Here is a 15551-nt window from a genome sequence, read left to right as displayed (position 1 = left end):
TTAACAAAAAACAATCATGGCCCAATAAATGCTTTTCAATTATCGATAAGAGCGTTTTGTCCTTTGGCCGATAGTACAATAGTTATTTTCAGACCGGCAAAGACAATGATGGAAATGAATAAAAAATAGCGAGGATTTTATGACCCGGAAATATTTGGCTGTTGCAGCTCTGTTGTTGGCACCGTTAACGGCAAACGCCACATTGTGGACCATAGGCGGCACAAACACGGTGACACCGGGTGGAGTACAAAGCATGACTGCTTACTCGGTCGGTACTTTGAGCTACTCAACATTTTCTACCGCCACCCTTCAGTGGTATGGAAGCTCTAACGGCCTGGGCGTGTTGAGCGGCTCCGAGACAACGTACAGTTATCCCGACCATGCCATCGACAACAATGGTCGCATAGAAGCGGTACTGTTTCGATTTGACGACAGTACCATCTTGGATAAACTAACGGTAGGCTGGCCGGACGCTACCACCGGCTACGATTCTGATATCTCGATTGTCAGATATACTGGTGCAGTGCCCACCACCGGCGCCCTTAGCGGTAATGCAGATATTAGCGGAAAATCCATTTCAACCCTTCTTACCAATGGCTGGGAATTCGTAGGCAGTTATAGTACTGTCGGAGACGTCCAAGAGGACATCAATCCGAGCAACAAGTCGTCAAGCCTTTGGTTAATAAGCGCCTACAGCAGCAGATGGGGTTCAGGCCTGGGGGATGTTATTACCGATACAACTTCAGATTATTTCAAACTGGTTTCTCTGGTTGGCACGACTGCAAGCACCACCCCCCCTGGCACTAGCGTTCCGGAACCCACCAGCTTATTGCTTTTGGCAAGCGGAATGCTGGGTTGGAGACTGAATCGTAAAAATCAGGCTTTCGCTGCTTAATTCAGAAAACTAAAGATCGAGCGAACCGCCTGCCGGTAAAACCGGCAGGCGGTTTTTTATTGCTCGAACTTATCTAAACCTCAAGGATAAAGCGCAACCGTTTCAAGGCCTGCCGCCTCAGCCAAACCAAACATCAAGTTCATATTCTGCACCGCCTGTCCCGAAGCGCCCTTCACCAGATTGTCGATCACCGACAAAACCACCACCGTATCGCCGCCCTGCGGTTGATGCACCGCAATTTGGCAGCGGTTGCTGCCGCGCACGTTGTGGGTGTCGGCATGGCTACCGGCAGGCAATACGTCGACGAAGCGCTGTTCCCGATAACGTTGCTCGAAAAGTGCCTGTAAATCTTTACCGCGGCTGTTTAAACGCGCATAAAGCGTGGCGTGTATGCCGCGTATCATCGGCGTCAAATGCGGCACAAAGGTCAATCCCACCTCGTCGCCCGCAACGCGCGCCAATCCCTGCTTGATTTCCGGCAAATGGCGATGGCCGGCAACCGCGTAGGCTTTGAAACTTTCGCCGGCTTCGCTCATTAGCGACGCTATTTCCGCTTTGCGTCCGGCACCGCTGACGCCGGATTTGACATCCGCCACCAAGCCGTTCGTATCCACCATACCGGCCTCCAGCAAAGGCAGGAAGCCCAATTGCACGGCAGTCGGATAACAACCTGGGCATGCGATCAAGCGCGCCTGTTTGATCTGTTCCCGGTTCAGCTCCGGCAAACCGTACACGGCCTCATCAATCAGGCCCGGGCTGGCGTGCTGCATGCCGTACCATTTCTGCCATTCGGCCGGGTCTTTGATACGAAAATCGGCGGACAGATCGATGACTTTGACACCCAGCGCCAACAACGCTTCGGCCATCAGCATTGCCGTGCCGTTCGGCGTGGCGAAGAACACCACGTCGCAGCCTTGCAAATACTTCAGCTCCGGCGGACTGAATTGCAAATCGCAATAGCCGCGCAAACTGGGATACAACTGGTCCACCCTCGACCCGGCGTCGGCGCGGGAGGTGACGACGCTGACTTCAACTTGCGGATGCAAAACCAGAATTCTCAATAATTCGACACCGGTGTATCCCGTGCCGCCGACAATACCTACTCGTACCATGGACTCTCTCGTGGAAACTAGACTTCTGCTAAATTGGGCCGCATATAATACACAGTCCTCCCGCAAAGCTTAACATCATGCGTGCCGTTCAGATTCAAACTAACGCCGACCTCGACCAACTCGTCGTGACCGACTGGCCGAAACCGACGCCGGGGCCCAATCAGGTTCTGATCCAAACCCACGCCGCCGGCGTCAACCGCCCCGACCTCGTGCAACGCCGAGGCCTGTATCCGCCGCCGCCGGGTGCATCGCCCATTCTTGGCTTGGAAGTCGCCGGTACCGTCGCCGAAATCGGCAGCGCGGTAACGAAAGTTGAGGTCGGCGATTCGGTGTGCGCGCTGGTCACCGGCGGCGGCTATGCCGAATATTGCCTGGCCAGCGCCTGCTGCTGTTTACCGATTCCACGGGGATTCAGCTTTACCCAGGCCGCAGCGCTCCCGGAGGCATTTTTTACCGTGTGGAGTAACGTTTTCGACCGAGCCGGATTGCAAGCCGGCGAATCCCTGTTGGTGCATGGCGGCAGCAGCGGCATCGGCACCACCGCAATCCAGCTTGCCAAAGCCTTCGGCGCCCGTGCCATCACGACGGCAGCCAGCGACGAGAAATGCCGGCGATGCCTGGAGTTGGGCGCCGACCTTGCCGTGAATTACCGGCAACAGGATTTCGTCGAGGCGGTTTCTGCATTCACCGGGAGCAATGGCGTCGACGTGATTCTGGATATGGTAGGCGGGGATTATCTGTCACGTAATTTAAAATCGCTGGCAAGCGACGGCCGGCTGATGCAAATCGGGATTCAGCAAGGCAGCAAGGCCGAAATCAATTTGGCCGCACTACTGATGAAACGCCTGACGCTGGCCGGCTCCACCTTGCGCCCGAGGGGCGACGAGTTCAAAACTAAAATTGCCCGGCAGTTACGCGAGAAAGTCTGGCCATTGTTGGAATCCGGCCAAGTCAAACCCGTGATAGATTCTGTGTTTCCGCTGGCCGAGGCCGACCGGGCCCACCGGCTGATGGAAAGCAGCCAACACATTGGAAAAATTATTTTGGAGCTATGAGCATGACTTATACCACGCTGGTTTCCGCCGCCGCCTTGGCAGCCAACCTCGACCATCCGCATTGGCGCATATTCGATTGCCGCTTCTCGCTGGCCGATACCGCAGCCGGCTATAAATCCTATCGGCAGAGCCACATACCCGGCGCGGTCTATGCCGATTTGAATAAAGACTTGTCGTCCCCGGTTCAAGCCTACACCGGCCGCCACCCGCTACCGAACTTCGAGTTGCTCGCTGCAAAACTGGGAGACTGGAGAGTTAACAACCGCTGCCAGGTGGTCGTCTACGACGATGCCGGTGGCGCCTTTGCCGGCCGCATGTGGTGGCTACTGCGCAGCATGGGCCATACCCAGGTTGCCGTGCTCGACGGCGGCTACGGCCACTGGCGCAAACGAGGCCTGCCTACCACAGCAATATTGCCCAAAATCGCCGCCAGCGGGTTTCGCAGCTATCTCGATGACCGGCAATGGCTCAGCGCTAACCAGATTGAAGCAGGTCTGGCCAGCCGCAGCATCAGATTGATCGATGCCAGAACCCAGGAGCGCTTCTTCGGCAAAGCCGAGCCGATCGACCCGGTGGCCGGCCACATACCCGGAGCGCTTAACCGGCCATTGCAATCCAATCTCGATCGAAACGGCCTGTTCCTGAGCCCCGACCACTTACGCCGGCAATTTAGCGATTTGATTGCGCCGTGGCCGGCGGAACGCGTGGTACATATGTGCGGCTCGGGCGTGACCGCATGCCACAATTTGCTGGCGATGGAAATCGCCGGACTCAGCGGATCGAAATTGTACGCCGGCTCCTGGAGCGAGTGGATCCGCAACAAAAATCGGCCTATTGCCGGCTATGAAAGGACGGCAAAGTCACTGACTTGAATAGGGCTTGGCAGATGCGCCGGCCTGGTCTCGGAGAAACCCGGCCGACGGCTTTCGGAGTTGGTCAGCGTCCCTGTATCAGGCCGAGAACGGATTTTCCAGGACGATGGTTTCGTTGCGGTCGGGCCCGGTCGACAATATCGTGACTTTGACGCCGACCAATTGCTCGATACGGGCAATGTAAGCCTTGGCATTTTCCGGTAATTGCGTGAAATCGGTAATCCCGGCGGTACTACCGCTCCAACCCGGCATTTCCTCAATGACGGCCTCGCAGACGGCGTATTGGTCAGCGCCCAACGGCGCCGTTTCAGTGATTTGGCCATCGATTTTATAGGCGGTACAAATGCCGATTTTATCCAGACCGTCCAACACGTCCAGCTTGGTCAAGCAAATGCCGGTCAAGCTATTCAATTGAGCGGATTTGCGCATCGACACCGCATCGAACCAACCGCAGCGGCGCTTGCGCCCGGTCGTAGCGCCGAATTCGTGGCCTTTCACGCCCAGATGTTCGCCGTAGCTGTCCATCAACTCGGTCGGAAACGGGCCGTTGCCGACTCGGGTCGAATAGGCCTTGGTAATACCCAGAACATAATCCAACGCTAACGGCCCAACGCCGCTGCCGGTTGCCGCTCCGCCCGCCGTGGTATTGGAAGAGGTTACATACGGATAAGTGCCGTGGTCGATATCCAGCAACGCGCCCTGCGCACCTTCGAATAATACGTTGTTGCCCTGTTGTTGGTGGCTATATAGAGCCTCGCCGACATCGGTTAACATAGGCTTGATGATTTCACCCAAACGCAAGGTGTTAGCCAGAATTTCTTCGTAGTTGACCGGCTCCGCTGCGTAGTAATTGACCAGCATGAAATTATGGTAATCGACCAACTCCTTCAGCCTGGCAGCAAACTCGTCCCGGTTACGCAAGTCGCCGGCACGCAAACCGCGGCGGGCGACTTTGTCCTCGTAGGCCGGCCCGATACCGCGGCCGGTCGTGCCGATTGCCTTGCTGCCGCGCGCCTTTTCCCGGGCCTGGTCGATCGCAACGTGGACCGGCAGAATCAATGCGCAGGCTTCGCTGACTTGTAACCGGTTCCTGACCGGTACGCCCGACTTTTCCAGAATCTCGATTTCCTTGAGCAAAGCCTCCGGGCACAACACCACGCCGTTGCCGATCATGCATTGCACGCCCTCGCGCAGCACGCCGGAGGGAATCAGGTGCAGAACGGTTTTTTCGCCGTTAATCACCAAGGTGTGGCCGGCATTATGGCCGCCCTGAAAGCGTACGACAGCCGCAGCCTGTTCGGTTAACAGATCGACCAGCTTGCCCTTACCTTCATCGCCCCATTGCGTGCCGATAACAACTACATTCTTTCCCATATTTTCCAACCTTAAACTAATGGTTTAACGACCCAGCGTTGATTCTGATTTTCTAAAATTGCGTTACAGCCGATTTGCGCGGCGGCCTCCGCCTGTCCCGGCAACTGTTGGATTACCATTTCGCCCTGGGCGCGTAAATCTCTGATGGCCTCCAGCAGGTCGGCATCTTCGCCGTGAGGCGCATAAACGATTTGCCGTGCGCTATCGGCGTCTTCGAACATGGCCGCCAATACTTTCAAATCGGCACTGAACCCGGTGGCCGCCCGAGCCCGGCCGAAGCGCGCGCCAATATTGTCGTAACGGCCGCCGCGGGCGATTTCCTTACCCAACGCCGGCACGAATGCCGCGAACACCATGCCGGTGTGGTAGTGGTAGCCACGCAATTCCGCCAGATCGAAACTGACGCTCAAGCCGGGAAAATCGCGGCGTAGTTTGTCGGCGATGCCGCGCAAATCGGCCAGTGCAGCGCCGATCATACCGCTACACGGCAAACCCGCCAGCACAGCGTCGGCTTTGTCCAGCACTTCCCGACCGCCGTTCAGCTTCGGCAAAGCGTTAAAGATGGCCTGAAAGCGTTCGTCGATGGCAAAACCGGCCAACAATTCGACCAGCTCGGTTCTGGCTTTACGTTGCAACACGTCGAACAATTCCGACTCCTGTTGCTGGTTCAAGCCGGCTTGCTCGGCCAGCGCCCGGTAGATCGCGACATGGCCCAAATCCAAATGCACGTTTTGCAGGCCGCTGATCGCCAGCATCTCCAGCATCAAGCGGATCACTTCGTAATCGCTCTCCAATCCGGCGTGGCCGTATAGTTCGGCGCCTATTTGCATCGGGCTGCGGCTCTTTTCCAAGGGGTCGCCCACGGCGTGAAGCACGGTACCGGCATAGCACAAGCGGGTGGGGCCGTCATGCTGCAAATGGTGAGCGTCGATACGGGCCACCTGCGGCGTCATATCCGCACGCACGCCAAGCATTTCGCCGCTAAGCTGGTCGGTCAGTTTGAAGGTCTGCAGATCCAAGTCGTGGCCGGAACCCGTCAGCAGAGAATCCAGAAAATCCACGAAGGGCGGTATCACTAGCTGATAACCCCAACAGGCAAAAGTATCGAGCAGCTTTCTGCGCAAATTTTCCAAATGCGCGGCTTGCTCCGGCAATACCTCGCCGATGCCTTCGGGCAACAGCCAGTTGTCTTTTCTTTGCATTATTTGTCTATCCCAATCACAGCAAACGCCCCGCAGAGCGGGGCGTCCGGTCGTGCAGCGTTAGATTGATGGTTTATTTCTGGTTTTTGAAAAACTTGAAGAAATCGGAGTTCGGTTCCAACACCATGATATTGCCGGATTTGCCGAGTGCCTCTTTATAGGCGATCAAACTGCGGTAAAAGGCAAAGAAGTCGCTGTCTTCGCCGTAAGCTTTAGCGAAAATATCCGCAGCTCTAGCATCGCCCTCGCCGCGCAATACTTCGGAATCGCGGTAAGCGTTGGCCAAAATGATTTCGCGCTGTTTATCGGCATCGGCACGAATCCGCTCCGCGGCTTCGGAACCTTGGGAACGAAACTCGCGTGCCACCCGCGCCCGCTCGGCTTCCATCCGCTGGTATACCGAGGTACTGACTTCGTTCGGCAAATCGATGCGTTTGACCTGCACGTCGACAATATTGATACCCAATCGCGAAGCGTGCGGCGAAACGTTGGTGATCAACGAATCGCGGATCGCGCTACGGTCAGTCGAAACCAGTTGCCTGATTTCGCGTTTACTGAATTCGCTACGCGCCGCGTCCTTGATAATCTGGTCCAGGCGGATATTGGCCTGGCCGACATCGCCGCCCACTGTGGTGTAAAAGGTTTTCACGTCGCCGATTCGCCATTTGACGAAAGAATCGACGATAACGTTTTTCTTTTCCGCAGTCAGGAAACGTTCCGGCGTCGCATCCATAGTCAGGATACGGGCGTCGAATTTTTTTACATTATTGATGAACGGAATTTTCAAGTGCATGCCGGGCTGAAAGTCGGCCCCGACGATTTCGCCCAATTGAAACTTGATGACTCTTTCGGTCTCGCCGACGGTAAACACCGACATCGACAATATAACCGCCAAAGCGCCCAAGGCTACTAGTATCTTGTTTCCCATGTTAGCGTCCTCTCACATCGCGTTCGCGGCTCGATGCGCGTATATCGTTTCTGATCTCTTTGGCTTGAGGCGCGGGCGCGACAACCGGTTCGTGCGTGGGAACCGGCGCCGAAACCGCGTCTTCTGCGACCTTATTCACCAATTTGTCCAGCGGCAAATACATAATGCTGCCACCGGATTTGACATCGACCAACACGTTATTCGATTTACCCAATACTTGTTCCATTGCCTCGATATACATGCGCTGTTTGGTGACCGCTGGAGCCTTCTTATACTCGGCAAGCAGTTGCGAGAAGCGGCTGACGTCGCCGTTAGCTTGCGCAATCACTTTTTCTTTATACGCTTCGGATTCCTGTACGATCCGGGAAGCGGCACCGCGAGCTTTCGGCACGACATCGTTGGAATAAGCTTCAGCCTCATTGATCAAGCGTTGCTTGTCCTCGCGCGCCTTGATGGCGTCTTCGAACGAACCCTGCACTTGTTCCGGCGGCTGCGCATCCTGCAAATTCACGCTGGTGATCAGTATCCCGGTTTTATAGGCATCCATCACCGACTGGATTTCGGTTTTGATTGCGGCAACGATTTCGCTACGGCCTTCGGTCAACACAAAATCCATGTCGCTCCGGCCGATCACGCCGCGTTGGACGCTCTCGGTGACTTGCTTCAACGTAGAAGCCGGATCCAGCACGTTAAAGGCGTAATCCTTGGCGTCTTTGACCTGGTACTGCACAGCCAGACGCACGTCGACGATATTTTCGTCTTTAGTCAACATCATCGCTTCTTTGGGAACCGAGCCCATCGCCTGGCCGCCTCCGGAACGGTAGCCGACCTCGATAAAACGTTGCTGTTCGACGTTGATCACCTGCACTTGCTCGATCGGCGCCGGGATATGCCAGTTCAGACCGGGTTGCGTGGTCGCCACGTAAGCGCCGAAACGCGTGACGATACCGCGGGTTCCCTCGTCCACGGTATAAAATCCGCTCAAACCCCACAGCACCAGCGCGCCGGCCGCCAAAAATCCGATGCTTTGCATCGAAGGGCCGTTAGAACTATCGCCGCGCTTGCCGCCGCCGAAAATGCCGCCCAGTTTGTCCTGCAAGGACCGGATCACTTCATCCAGATCGGGAGGATTATCCTTTTCGTTGCGACCACTCCAGGGGTCTTTTTTATCACCGCCGGGCTCATTCCAAGACATACCAAACGCTCCAAAATTGGATTTGCAAACTCAAAATTCGGCTGGCCAACAAGCGCAAAGCCGGAATTATGTTTCGAGAACGGCACGCCGCTTTCGAAAGCGCGCCATTCTATCTCAAATTACCATTAACCGAGAAAATAACTAGGTATAGAAAAACGCTATCGGGATCAGGCTACCGCTTCGACCCGGATATGTTTCAGCAGGCCCAAATGCTTTTTATCGATTTCTATCGTCAACTCGCAATCGCCGTGATCGTCGGTGACATCGCTTATTATTCTGACGAAGGCAAACAGTTTGGCTTTCAGGCCGGCCTGCCCTGCCGGCAGATAACATTTCCGAATCACTTTGCTGCTGGCGAACAATTCGCCTAATGCCTGTTGCAACAAATCGCACCCCGCCCCGCTTTGCGCCGAGATCCAGACGCAAACCGGGCGCCCTTCGGCGTCATAATCGATATGGGGTTCGAGATCGCCTAGCAAATCGATTTTATTGAATACTTTCAACTGCGCTATCTTGCCGGCACCGATATCCTCCAACACCTGGTTGACCTGGATGATGGTGTCATCTCTATCTTCAGCAGCCGAATCGATCACGTGCAGCAACAGATCGGCCTCGGCCGCTTCCTGCAACGTAGAACGGAAAGCCGCGACCAGTTCGTGCGGCAAATGCCGGATGAAACCGACCGTATCGGCCAGGATAATTTCGCCGCCATCAGGCAGCGGCAACTGGCGCAAAGTCGGATCCAAGGTCGCGAATAACTGGTCGGCGGCGTAAATCCCGGCCCCGGTCAACGTGTTGAACAAAGTCGATTTACCGGCATTGGTATAGCCGACCAGCGAAACAGTCGGAATTTCCGCCTTTTTCCGTTTGCTGCGGCTTTGATGGCGTTGTTTTTCGACTTTTTCCAAGCGCTGTTGGATTTGTTTGATCCTTACCGCCAACAAACGCCGGTCGGTTTCCAACTGGGTCTCGCCGGGGCCGCGCAAGCCGATACCGCCTTTTTGCCGCTCCAAGTGGGTCCAACCGCGAATCAATCGAGTCGAAAGATGCTTCAACTGCGCCAATTCGACTTGCAACTTACCTTCGAAGGTCTGCGCGCGCTGAGCGAATATATCCAGAATCAAACCGTTACGGTCAACCACCCTCACCTCCAATGCCCTTTCCAGATTGCGTTCCTGGCTGGGCGACAACGGATGGTTGACGATGATGATGTCGGCTTGGTGTTCGACCACGGCAGCCTTGATTTCGTCGAGCTTGCCGATGCCGACGAAATACTTGGGGTCCGGGCGGTGGCGACTGCCGGTGACCACATGAATCGGCTGGGCACCGGCGGATTTGGTGAGTTCTTTCAGCTCGTCGAGATCTTCTTGTCCGACTTGCAAATTCAGGTGAACGAGTATCGCCCGTTCGCCCGCATCGGGACGTTCAAACAAAAAAAGGCCTCTTAGCTCTCGTCGCTGGGCTCGGCATCACGGTGCATATTGACGTTTTTGCCGGGAACGATGGTGGAAATGGCGTGTTTGTAAACCATTTGGTTGACGGTATTTTTCAGCATCACAACGTACTGATCGAAAGAATCGACGCGACCTTGCAGCTTGATACCGTTCACCAAGAAAATCGACACCGGGGTATGTTCTTTTCTCAGGGCGTTCAAAAAATTGTCCTGCAAGTTTTGTGCTTTCGACATCCTATTTCTCCTTATTATTGTTCGGTGCGCTATTAATACATTAACCGCTACATCTGCCGATTTCAACAGGACAGCCGCGGCCTCATAAAAAACTAAATTCAAGTTTGGGACAAAGCCGCGCTATTTCAAGTTCAAAGCCAACTTTATTAGCCGCCGGGTCCGCCGCCATTGTCGGCGGCGAACCCTTAACCCCGGCTTAGCCGATTTTTTTGTATTTGATACGGCGCGGATTATCGGCGTCAGTTCCCAACCGGCGATGGCGATCGGCTTCGTAATCGGCGTAGTTGCCTTCGAACCAGACCACCTCGCTGTCGCCTTCGAACGCCAACATATGGGTGGCGATCCGATCCAGGAACCAACGGTCGTGCGAGATCACTACGGCACAACCGGGGAAGCCCAGCAGCGCCTCTTCCAACGCCCGCAAGGTTTCTACGTCCAAATCGTTGGTCGGCTCGTCGAGCAGCAACACGTTGCCGCCGCTTTTCAGCAACTTGGCCAAGTGCACCCGGTTACGCTCGCCGCCGGACAATTCGCCGATACGCTTTTGCTGATCCGAGCCTTTGAAATTGAACCGGCCGCAATAGGCACGCGAAGGCGTTTCGTACTTGCCGACCGTGATCATGTCCAAGCCGTCCGAAATCTCTTCCCAAACCGTTTTATTGTTATCCATATCGTCGCGGAACTGTTCGACGTAGGACAACTGCACGGTTTGGCCGAAATTGAACGAACCGGAATCCGGCTGCTCCATGCCGGCCATCATTTTGAACAGTGTGGTCTTACCGGCGCCGTTCGGACCAATGATGCCGACAATGCCGCCCGGCGGCAGTTTGAAACTTAAATTGTTGATCAACAAGCGGTCGCCGAAGCCCTTACTGATGTTGTCGGCTTCGATGACGACGTCGCCCAAGCGCGGTCCGGGCGGAATATAAATTTCCTGGGTCTCGTTGCGCTGTTGCACTTCGACCGACGACAACTCCTCGAAACGCGCCAGACGCGCCTTGCTTTTGGCGTGGCGACCTTTCGGATTCTGCCGCACCCACTCCAACTCGGCCTTCATGGCTTTCTGGCGGGAAGTCTCCTGCTTTTCCTCCAGCTCCAGCCGTTTTTCCTTCTGCTCCAGCCAGGACGAATAATTGCCTTCCCATGGAATACCCATGCCGCGGTCCAGCTCCAGAATCCAGCCGGCGACGTTATCCAGGAAGTAGCGGTCGTGAGTCACGGCAACGACGGTGCCGGTATAATCGTGCAGGAAGCGCTCCAACCAGGCGACCGATTCGGCGTCCAAGTGATTGGTTGGCTCGTCCAGCAACAGCATATCCGGTTTGGACAACAATAAGCGGCACAACGCCACCCGCCGCTTCTCGCCGCCGGAGAGCTTGTTTACATCGGCATCCCAATCCGGCAAGCGCAGCGCATCGGCGGCGATTTCCAATTGCCGGTCCAGATTATGGCCGTCGCAGGCGTTGATGATGTCCTCCAGTTTGGCTTGCTCGGCAGCCAGCTTGTCGAAATCGGCATCCGGTTCGGCATAAGCTGCATAAACCGCATCCAGTTTCGCCAAGGCATCCTTGATGTGCTGCACCGATTCTTCGATGATGCCGCGCACGTTTTTGCTCGGATCCAACTGCGGCTCCTGCGGCAAATAGCCGATGTTGATGCCTTTCAGCGGAATCGCCTCGCCTTCGATTTCCTTATCCACGCCGGCCATAATGCGCAGCAGCGTCGATTTACCCGAGCCGTTCAGACCCAACACACCGATCTTCGCGCCGGGAAAAAACGACAGCGAGATGTCCTTCAAGATGTATTTTTTAGGCGGCACCACCTTGCCGACCCGGTTCATGGAGAAAATATATTGCGCCATTGTTGCTCTGTTGCAAAAAATAAACGGCTATTATACCTTGCCCCATGGAAATTCAAGCCGGCCATTTCAACTCAGCCAGCTTGCCGCCCCGCAACCGAAACCGCCGTTGCCGATAGCGATGTCGCTTCGCATCGGTAGATTAGCTGCTCCATGCCCGTATCCGCGCCATTCATCGACATTCATTGCCACGGCAGTCCGGGTGACGCGGATTGGCTAATCCGCAGCCTGGACATGTCGGAAATTGCCGAACTGCCGGCGCTACTCTGTGCCGGCAACCACCGCTATGCCAGTATCGGCGCCCACCCTTGGCATATTGGCCTGCAGGACCCGGAACACGACTGGCTCCTCCAGCGCAGCCTTTGTGCCGGCCCGCGTGTGCTTGCCGTCGGCGAATCCGGCCTGGATAAATGCATAGCTGCGCCTCTGCAGCGGCAGACGGCAGTGTTCCGCGGCCAGATCGAATTGGCCGAGCAGCTCGGCAAACCGTTGATCGTTCATTGCGTGCGCGCCCACAACGAGCTGATCGCGGTAAAAAAATCGGCCAAACCGACTCAAGCCTGGATCGTCCACGGTTTTAGCGGCAAACCCGCACTGGCCGAACAACTGCTGAATCACGGTTGTTACCTTTCGTTCGGCAAATTCTTGTTAAAACCGGAACATCCGTCGCGACTGGCGCTATTGCACACGCCGCCGGAACGTTTATTCCTGGAAACCGACGCCGCCACGCAGCTTTCGATTAGTGAAATCTATAGTGAAGCGGCTAAAATCCTCGGTTTGGACATCCAAACCCTGCAGCGCCGTATCGTTGCCAATTTTCAAAGAGTATTCCTGCATGACTGATTTAAGCTGGCTGTCCCGTACCGAATTGCTGATCGGCAGCCCCAAGCTGGACAAACTCCAGCAATCCCACGTGTTGGTCGTCGGCATGGGCGGCGTCGGTTCGTTTGCCGCCGAATTCATCTGCCGCGCCGGAGTCGGCAAAATGACCATCGTCGACGGCGACGTGGTCGAAACCAGCAACCGCAACCGGCAGTTGCCGGCCTTGGCCACCACCATCGGCCAAGCCAAGGCCGACGTGATGGGCGCACGCTTGCTGGAGATCAATCCGGATTTGCAGCTCACCATCAAGCACGAATTCATCACCCCGGACACCGCCGCCGCATTGCTCGACGAGACCCATTACGACTACGTCGTCGATGCCATCGACAGCCTGACGCCGAAGATCCATTTGATCCGCGCCGCCAAGACCCGAAAATTGAAAATCGTCAGTTCGATGGGCGCCGGCGGGAAGATGGATCCGACCCATCTCAAGGTGGTGGATATTTCCAAAACCTACAACTGCCCGTTCGCCCAATTCATTCGCATCCGCTTGCGCAAACACGGCATCAGCCGCGGCGTGAAAGTGGTGTTCTCGCCGGAAGTGGTCAATAAAGATTCGTTGATGTTCACCGACGGCAGCAATTACAAAAAATCGGCCTACGGCACGATCTCGTATTTACCGGCGGCGTTCGGAGGGGTCTGCGCTTCCGTCGTCATCCGCAATCTGATCCACGATCCGGCCCACAGCCACAAACACCAAGTATGAATAGCAACAAACCAAGCGGGGGTGGCTTGACGGTCGGCTTTGCCCAAAGCAGCCGGCTGCGGGAAATGCGCGAAAAAGCGCTAGGCGCCGCTACGCCTGCACCTGCCGTAACACCGGCGATTGCAGAAACCAGTGCCGGCGATACCAAACTCAGCCCGGAATTGCTGTTGGCCCGACGTTTGATAGACCGGCGCCTGTCCGAACTGTTAGCAACCTTGCCGTCCGGCAAACAACACAGCCTGTTTCGCATCCGCTTTGGCATTGAGCTGAATCGGATCAAAGACTTGCCGATTCGACAAGTGTTCAGCCGATTGAAAATCGCCGATCCGCAGTTGCCGCCCCACTCGCCGGCGATGAAGCGCATCGGCGATCTGAATTATAATGGCAAGCCTTGCGGCTGAGGCCGCGCCACCGTGTTGCTTTTCAGCCCGCCCAACCATTGATGCCAGCCACGATTTACACGCTAGAACCGAACCAGGATTACCGCGACCAGAGCCTACGCCACGGCGCCGAGCTATCCACCGCCGAACTGCAAGCCGACGCCGCCAAGCACTACGACGATTGTTATAACGATTATCTGTTCGCCTGGTGCAACCGCGACAACCTGGCTTTGCATTACGGCTATTGGGACGCAGCCCTCCCTTACGACCAGCATCAGGCTCTGCTCAATAAAAATCAGGTGCTGTACCAAAAAGCCGGCATCCAGCCCGGCGATCAGGTTTTGGATGCCGGCTGCGGCATCGGCGGCAGTACCATCTGGATGGCCAAGCAACACGGCAATCGGGTCACCGGCATTACGATCAGCGCCAAACAGGCCGCTTACGCCCGCAACCACGCCAAGCGCCATGGCGTGTCGGAATTAGTGGACTTTCAAGTGGCGGATTTTTGCGCGACGCCGTTTGCCGATGCATCGTTCGATGTGGTTTGGGCTTTGGAGAGTTCCTGCCATGCGCTAAATAAGGGCGATTTTTTAAAGGAAGCATGGCGGCTATTGAAACCGGGCGGCCGCATCGTGGTTTGCGACGGCTTTGTGTTGCAGCGCCAGTTCAGCGCCGAGCAATGGCAAGCGGTGGTAACCTGCCTGAACGGCTGGGCCGTACCCAACTTGTGCAGCCGCGACGAATTCAACGGCCTGCTGCAACAGCAAGGCTTTTCCGATATCGTCTGCCACGACATTACCGTGCAAACCCGAGCTTCCGTCGAGCATATGTACAAGGTAGCCAAACGCCTGAAACCGGTCCAAACTATCAGCCAATGGCTAGGGCTACGTTCCAAAGCCCAAACCGCCAATTATTTGGTCGGCCTGGCGCAATATCGCCTGTTCACGGAAAAACTGACCGAGTATTGCATTTTTACCGCGCACAAAAACTAAAAGAGCCGTTCATGTTGTTACCGCGTTTGAAATGGGTGCCGTTGTTGGCTACGTTGGCCGGCTGCGCCGGTGCGCCGGCCAACAGCGGGATGGACAGTTTCGCCGACTACGCCGAATCGGTATTCCGCCATCAAAACGCCATCATCAGCCGGTTGATGATGCTGAGCGACTCCGACTTGCTGCCGGACACCGATAATTTCGAAGATACCGAACAAGAAATGCACGACGCCTGCCATCTGCTGAACGAATATGCGGAACACGAGGCCGACGGCGAGAGCATGGGCTTAAGATTCAAGGCCAAGGTGCGATCCAGCATCGAAGGTTGCGACGCCAGCGTGCAGAAAATGGAAGGACTGTTATCCAATATCGACCCGGTGCCGACCCCGCCGCACGGCCAGCGCTAAGCGCCGAAG

Annotated in this window: 16 protein-coding genes; 8 read left to right on the top strand and 8 right to left on the bottom strand. The window is 55.9% G+C overall.

Annotation, left to right across the window (positions count from 1 at the left end; all coding sequences use genetic code 11):
- The first annotated feature begins 139 nt into the window (after positions 1-139).
- A complete protein-coding gene (gene xdp1 / locus MKFW12EY_RS08565) occupies positions 140-895 on the top strand; it encodes an exosortase-dependent surface protein XDP1 (protein ID WP_082409611.1) in 756 nt (251 codons plus the stop codon).
- 80 nt (positions 896-975) lie between these two features.
- Here the strand turns inward: xdp1 and argC are convergent, their stop codons facing one another.
- The gene (gene argC, locus MKFW12EY_RS08560; protein ID WP_054758652.1) at positions 976-2007 is read right to left on the bottom strand and encodes an N-acetyl-gamma-glutamyl-phosphate reductase; all 1032 of its coding nucleotides are present in this window, start codon (positions 2005-2007) and stop codon (positions 976-978) included.
- A gap of 77 nt (positions 2008-2084) precedes the next feature.
- Between argC and MKFW12EY_RS08555 the strand changes: the two genes are divergently transcribed.
- Together MKFW12EY_RS08555 and MKFW12EY_RS08550 are read left to right on the top strand one after the other, a co-directional pair.
- The gene (locus MKFW12EY_RS08555; protein ID WP_221054368.1) at positions 2085-3062 is read left to right on the top strand and encodes an NAD(P)H-quinone oxidoreductase; all 978 of its coding nucleotides are present in this window, start codon (positions 2085-2087) and stop codon (positions 3060-3062) included.
- A gap of 2 nt (positions 3063-3064) precedes the next feature.
- Entirely contained in the window at positions 3065-3934 is an 870-nt protein-coding gene (locus tag MKFW12EY_RS08550; RefSeq protein WP_221054367.1) for a sulfurtransferase, read from the top strand.
- A 78-nt stretch (positions 3935-4012) separates the two neighbouring features.
- Here MKFW12EY_RS08550 and MKFW12EY_RS08545 read toward each other — a convergent pair whose 3' ends face one another.
- The 7 genes from MKFW12EY_RS08545 to ettA form a co-directional block, all read right to left on the bottom strand.
- Complete coding sequence (locus tag MKFW12EY_RS08545; RefSeq protein WP_054758735.1) at positions 4013-5308, bottom strand: adenylosuccinate synthase; 1296 nt, start codon at positions 5306-5308, stop codon at positions 4013-4015.
- An 11-nt stretch (positions 5309-5319) separates the two neighbouring features.
- A complete protein-coding gene (locus tag MKFW12EY_RS08540; RefSeq protein ID WP_054758649.1) occupies positions 5320-6510 on the bottom strand; it encodes an ATP phosphoribosyltransferase regulatory subunit in 1191 nt (396 codons plus the stop codon).
- Positions 6511-6583: 73 nt separating this feature from the next.
- The gene (hflC, locus tag MKFW12EY_RS08535) at positions 6584-7438 is read right to left on the bottom strand and encodes a protease modulator HflC (protein ID WP_064025109.1); all 855 of its coding nucleotides are present in this window, start codon (positions 7436-7438) and stop codon (positions 6584-6586) included.
- Between the two features lies 1 nt (position 7439).
- Entirely contained in the window at positions 7440-8633 is a 1194-nt protein-coding gene (hflK, locus tag MKFW12EY_RS08530; RefSeq protein WP_221054366.1) for an FtsH protease activity modulator HflK, read from the bottom strand.
- A gap of 167 nt (positions 8634-8800) precedes the next feature.
- Positions 8801-10066: a ribosome rescue GTPase HflX gene (hflX, locus tag MKFW12EY_RS08525; RefSeq protein ID WP_064022035.1), complete on the bottom strand. Its 1266-nt coding sequence runs from the start codon at positions 10064-10066 to the stop codon at positions 8801-8803.
- Positions 10067-10077: 11 nt separating this feature from the next.
- On the bottom strand, positions 10078-10320 hold the full coding sequence (hfq, locus tag MKFW12EY_RS08520) for an RNA chaperone Hfq (protein ID WP_054758645.1): 243 nt from the start codon (positions 10318-10320) through the stop codon (positions 10078-10080).
- Positions 10321-10516: 196 nt separating this feature from the next.
- The gene (ettA, locus tag MKFW12EY_RS08515) at positions 10517-12181 is read right to left on the bottom strand and encodes an energy-dependent translational throttle protein EttA (RefSeq protein WP_054758644.1); all 1665 of its coding nucleotides are present in this window, start codon (positions 12179-12181) and stop codon (positions 10517-10519) included.
- Between the two features lie 150 nt (positions 12182-12331).
- On the opposite strand from ettA, the gene MKFW12EY_RS08510 reads away from it, so the two are divergent.
- The 5 genes from MKFW12EY_RS08510 to MKFW12EY_RS08490 are packed head-to-tail and all read left to right on the top strand — an operon-like array spanning position 12332 to position 15542.
- The gene (locus MKFW12EY_RS08510; RefSeq protein WP_054758643.1) at positions 12332-13021 is read left to right on the top strand and encodes a TatD family hydrolase; all 690 of its coding nucleotides are present in this window, start codon (positions 12332-12334) and stop codon (positions 13019-13021) included.
- Positions 13014-13766, top strand: coding sequence for a tRNA threonylcarbamoyladenosine dehydratase (locus MKFW12EY_RS08505; RefSeq protein WP_054758642.1), 753 nt, complete (start codon positions 13014-13016; stop codon positions 13764-13766). The genes MKFW12EY_RS08510 and MKFW12EY_RS08505 overlap by 8 nt, the downstream gene beginning before the upstream one ends.
- A complete protein-coding gene (locus MKFW12EY_RS08500; protein WP_054758641.1) occupies positions 13763-14167 on the top strand; it encodes a hypothetical protein in 405 nt (134 codons plus the stop codon). The genes MKFW12EY_RS08505 and MKFW12EY_RS08500 overlap by 4 nt, the downstream gene beginning before the upstream one ends.
- Positions 14168-14208: 41 nt before the next feature.
- Positions 14209-15138, top strand: a complete 930-nt coding sequence (locus MKFW12EY_RS08495; protein ID WP_245006470.1) for a class I SAM-dependent methyltransferase — start codon at positions 14209-14211, stop codon at positions 15136-15138.
- 11 nt (positions 15139-15149) lie between these two features.
- Positions 15150-15542, top strand: coding sequence for a hypothetical protein (locus tag MKFW12EY_RS08490; protein ID WP_054758734.1), 393 nt, complete (start codon positions 15150-15152; stop codon positions 15540-15542).
- Positions 15543-15551 lie beyond the last annotated feature (9 nt).

This window comes from Methylomonas koyamae, assembly GCF_019669905.1.
GTDB lineage: Bacteria > Pseudomonadota > Gammaproteobacteria > Methylococcales > Methylomonadaceae > Methylomonas > Methylomonas koyamae.
The sequence above is the reverse complement of the archived record's forward strand: the minus strand, read 5'-3'. Positions and strand labels throughout refer to the sequence as shown.

What these genes read in the sequence shown, in the direction of transcription:
- xdp1 (WP_082409611.1), top strand. Translation starts at nt 140, where the DNA reads ATGACCCGGAAATATTTGGCTGTTGCAGCTCTGTTGTTGGCACCGTTA.
- argC (WP_054758652.1), bottom strand. Translation starts at nt 2,007, where the DNA reads ATGGTACGAGTAGGTATTGTCGGCGGCACGGGATACACCGGTGTCGAA.
- MKFW12EY_RS08555 (WP_221054368.1), top strand. Translation starts at nt 2,085, where the DNA reads ATGCGTGCCGTTCAGATTCAAACTAACGCCGACCTCGACCAACTCGTC.
- MKFW12EY_RS08550 (WP_221054367.1), top strand. Translation starts at nt 3,065, where the DNA reads ATGACTTATACCACGCTGGTTTCCGCCGCCGCCTTGGCAGCCAACCTC.
- MKFW12EY_RS08545 (WP_054758735.1), bottom strand. Translation starts at nt 5,308, where the DNA reads ATGGGAAAGAATGTAGTTGTTATCGGCACGCAATGGGGCGATGAAGGT.
- MKFW12EY_RS08540 (WP_054758649.1), bottom strand. Translation starts at nt 6,510, where the DNA reads ATGCAAAGAAAAGACAACTGGCTGTTGCCCGAAGGCATCGGCGAGGTA.
- hflC (WP_064025109.1), bottom strand. Translation starts at nt 7,438, where the DNA reads ATGGGAAACAAGATACTAGTAGCCTTGGGCGCTTTGGCGGTTATATTG.
- hflK (WP_221054366.1), bottom strand. Translation starts at nt 8,633, where the DNA reads ATGTCTTGGAATGAGCCCGGCGGTGATAAAAAAGACCCCTGGAGTGGT.
- hfq (WP_054758645.1), bottom strand. Translation starts at nt 10,320, where the DNA reads ATGTCGAAAGCACAAAACTTGCAGGACAATTTTTTGAACGCCCTGAGA.
- ettA (WP_054758644.1), bottom strand. Translation starts at nt 12,181, where the DNA reads ATGGCGCAATATATTTTCTCCATGAACCGGGTCGGCAAGGTGGTGCCG.
- MKFW12EY_RS08510 (WP_054758643.1), top strand. Translation starts at nt 12,332, where the DNA reads ATGCCCGTATCCGCGCCATTCATCGACATTCATTGCCACGGCAGTCCG.
- MKFW12EY_RS08505 (WP_054758642.1), top strand. Translation starts at nt 13,014, where the DNA reads ATGACTGATTTAAGCTGGCTGTCCCGTACCGAATTGCTGATCGGCAGC.
- MKFW12EY_RS08500 (WP_054758641.1), top strand. Translation starts at nt 13,763, where the DNA reads ATGAATAGCAACAAACCAAGCGGGGGTGGCTTGACGGTCGGCTTTGCC.
- MKFW12EY_RS08495 (WP_245006470.1), top strand. Translation starts at nt 14,209, where the DNA reads ATGCCAGCCACGATTTACACGCTAGAACCGAACCAGGATTACCGCGAC.
- MKFW12EY_RS08490 (WP_054758734.1), top strand. Translation starts at nt 15,150, where the DNA reads ATGTTGTTACCGCGTTTGAAATGGGTGCCGTTGTTGGCTACGTTGGCC.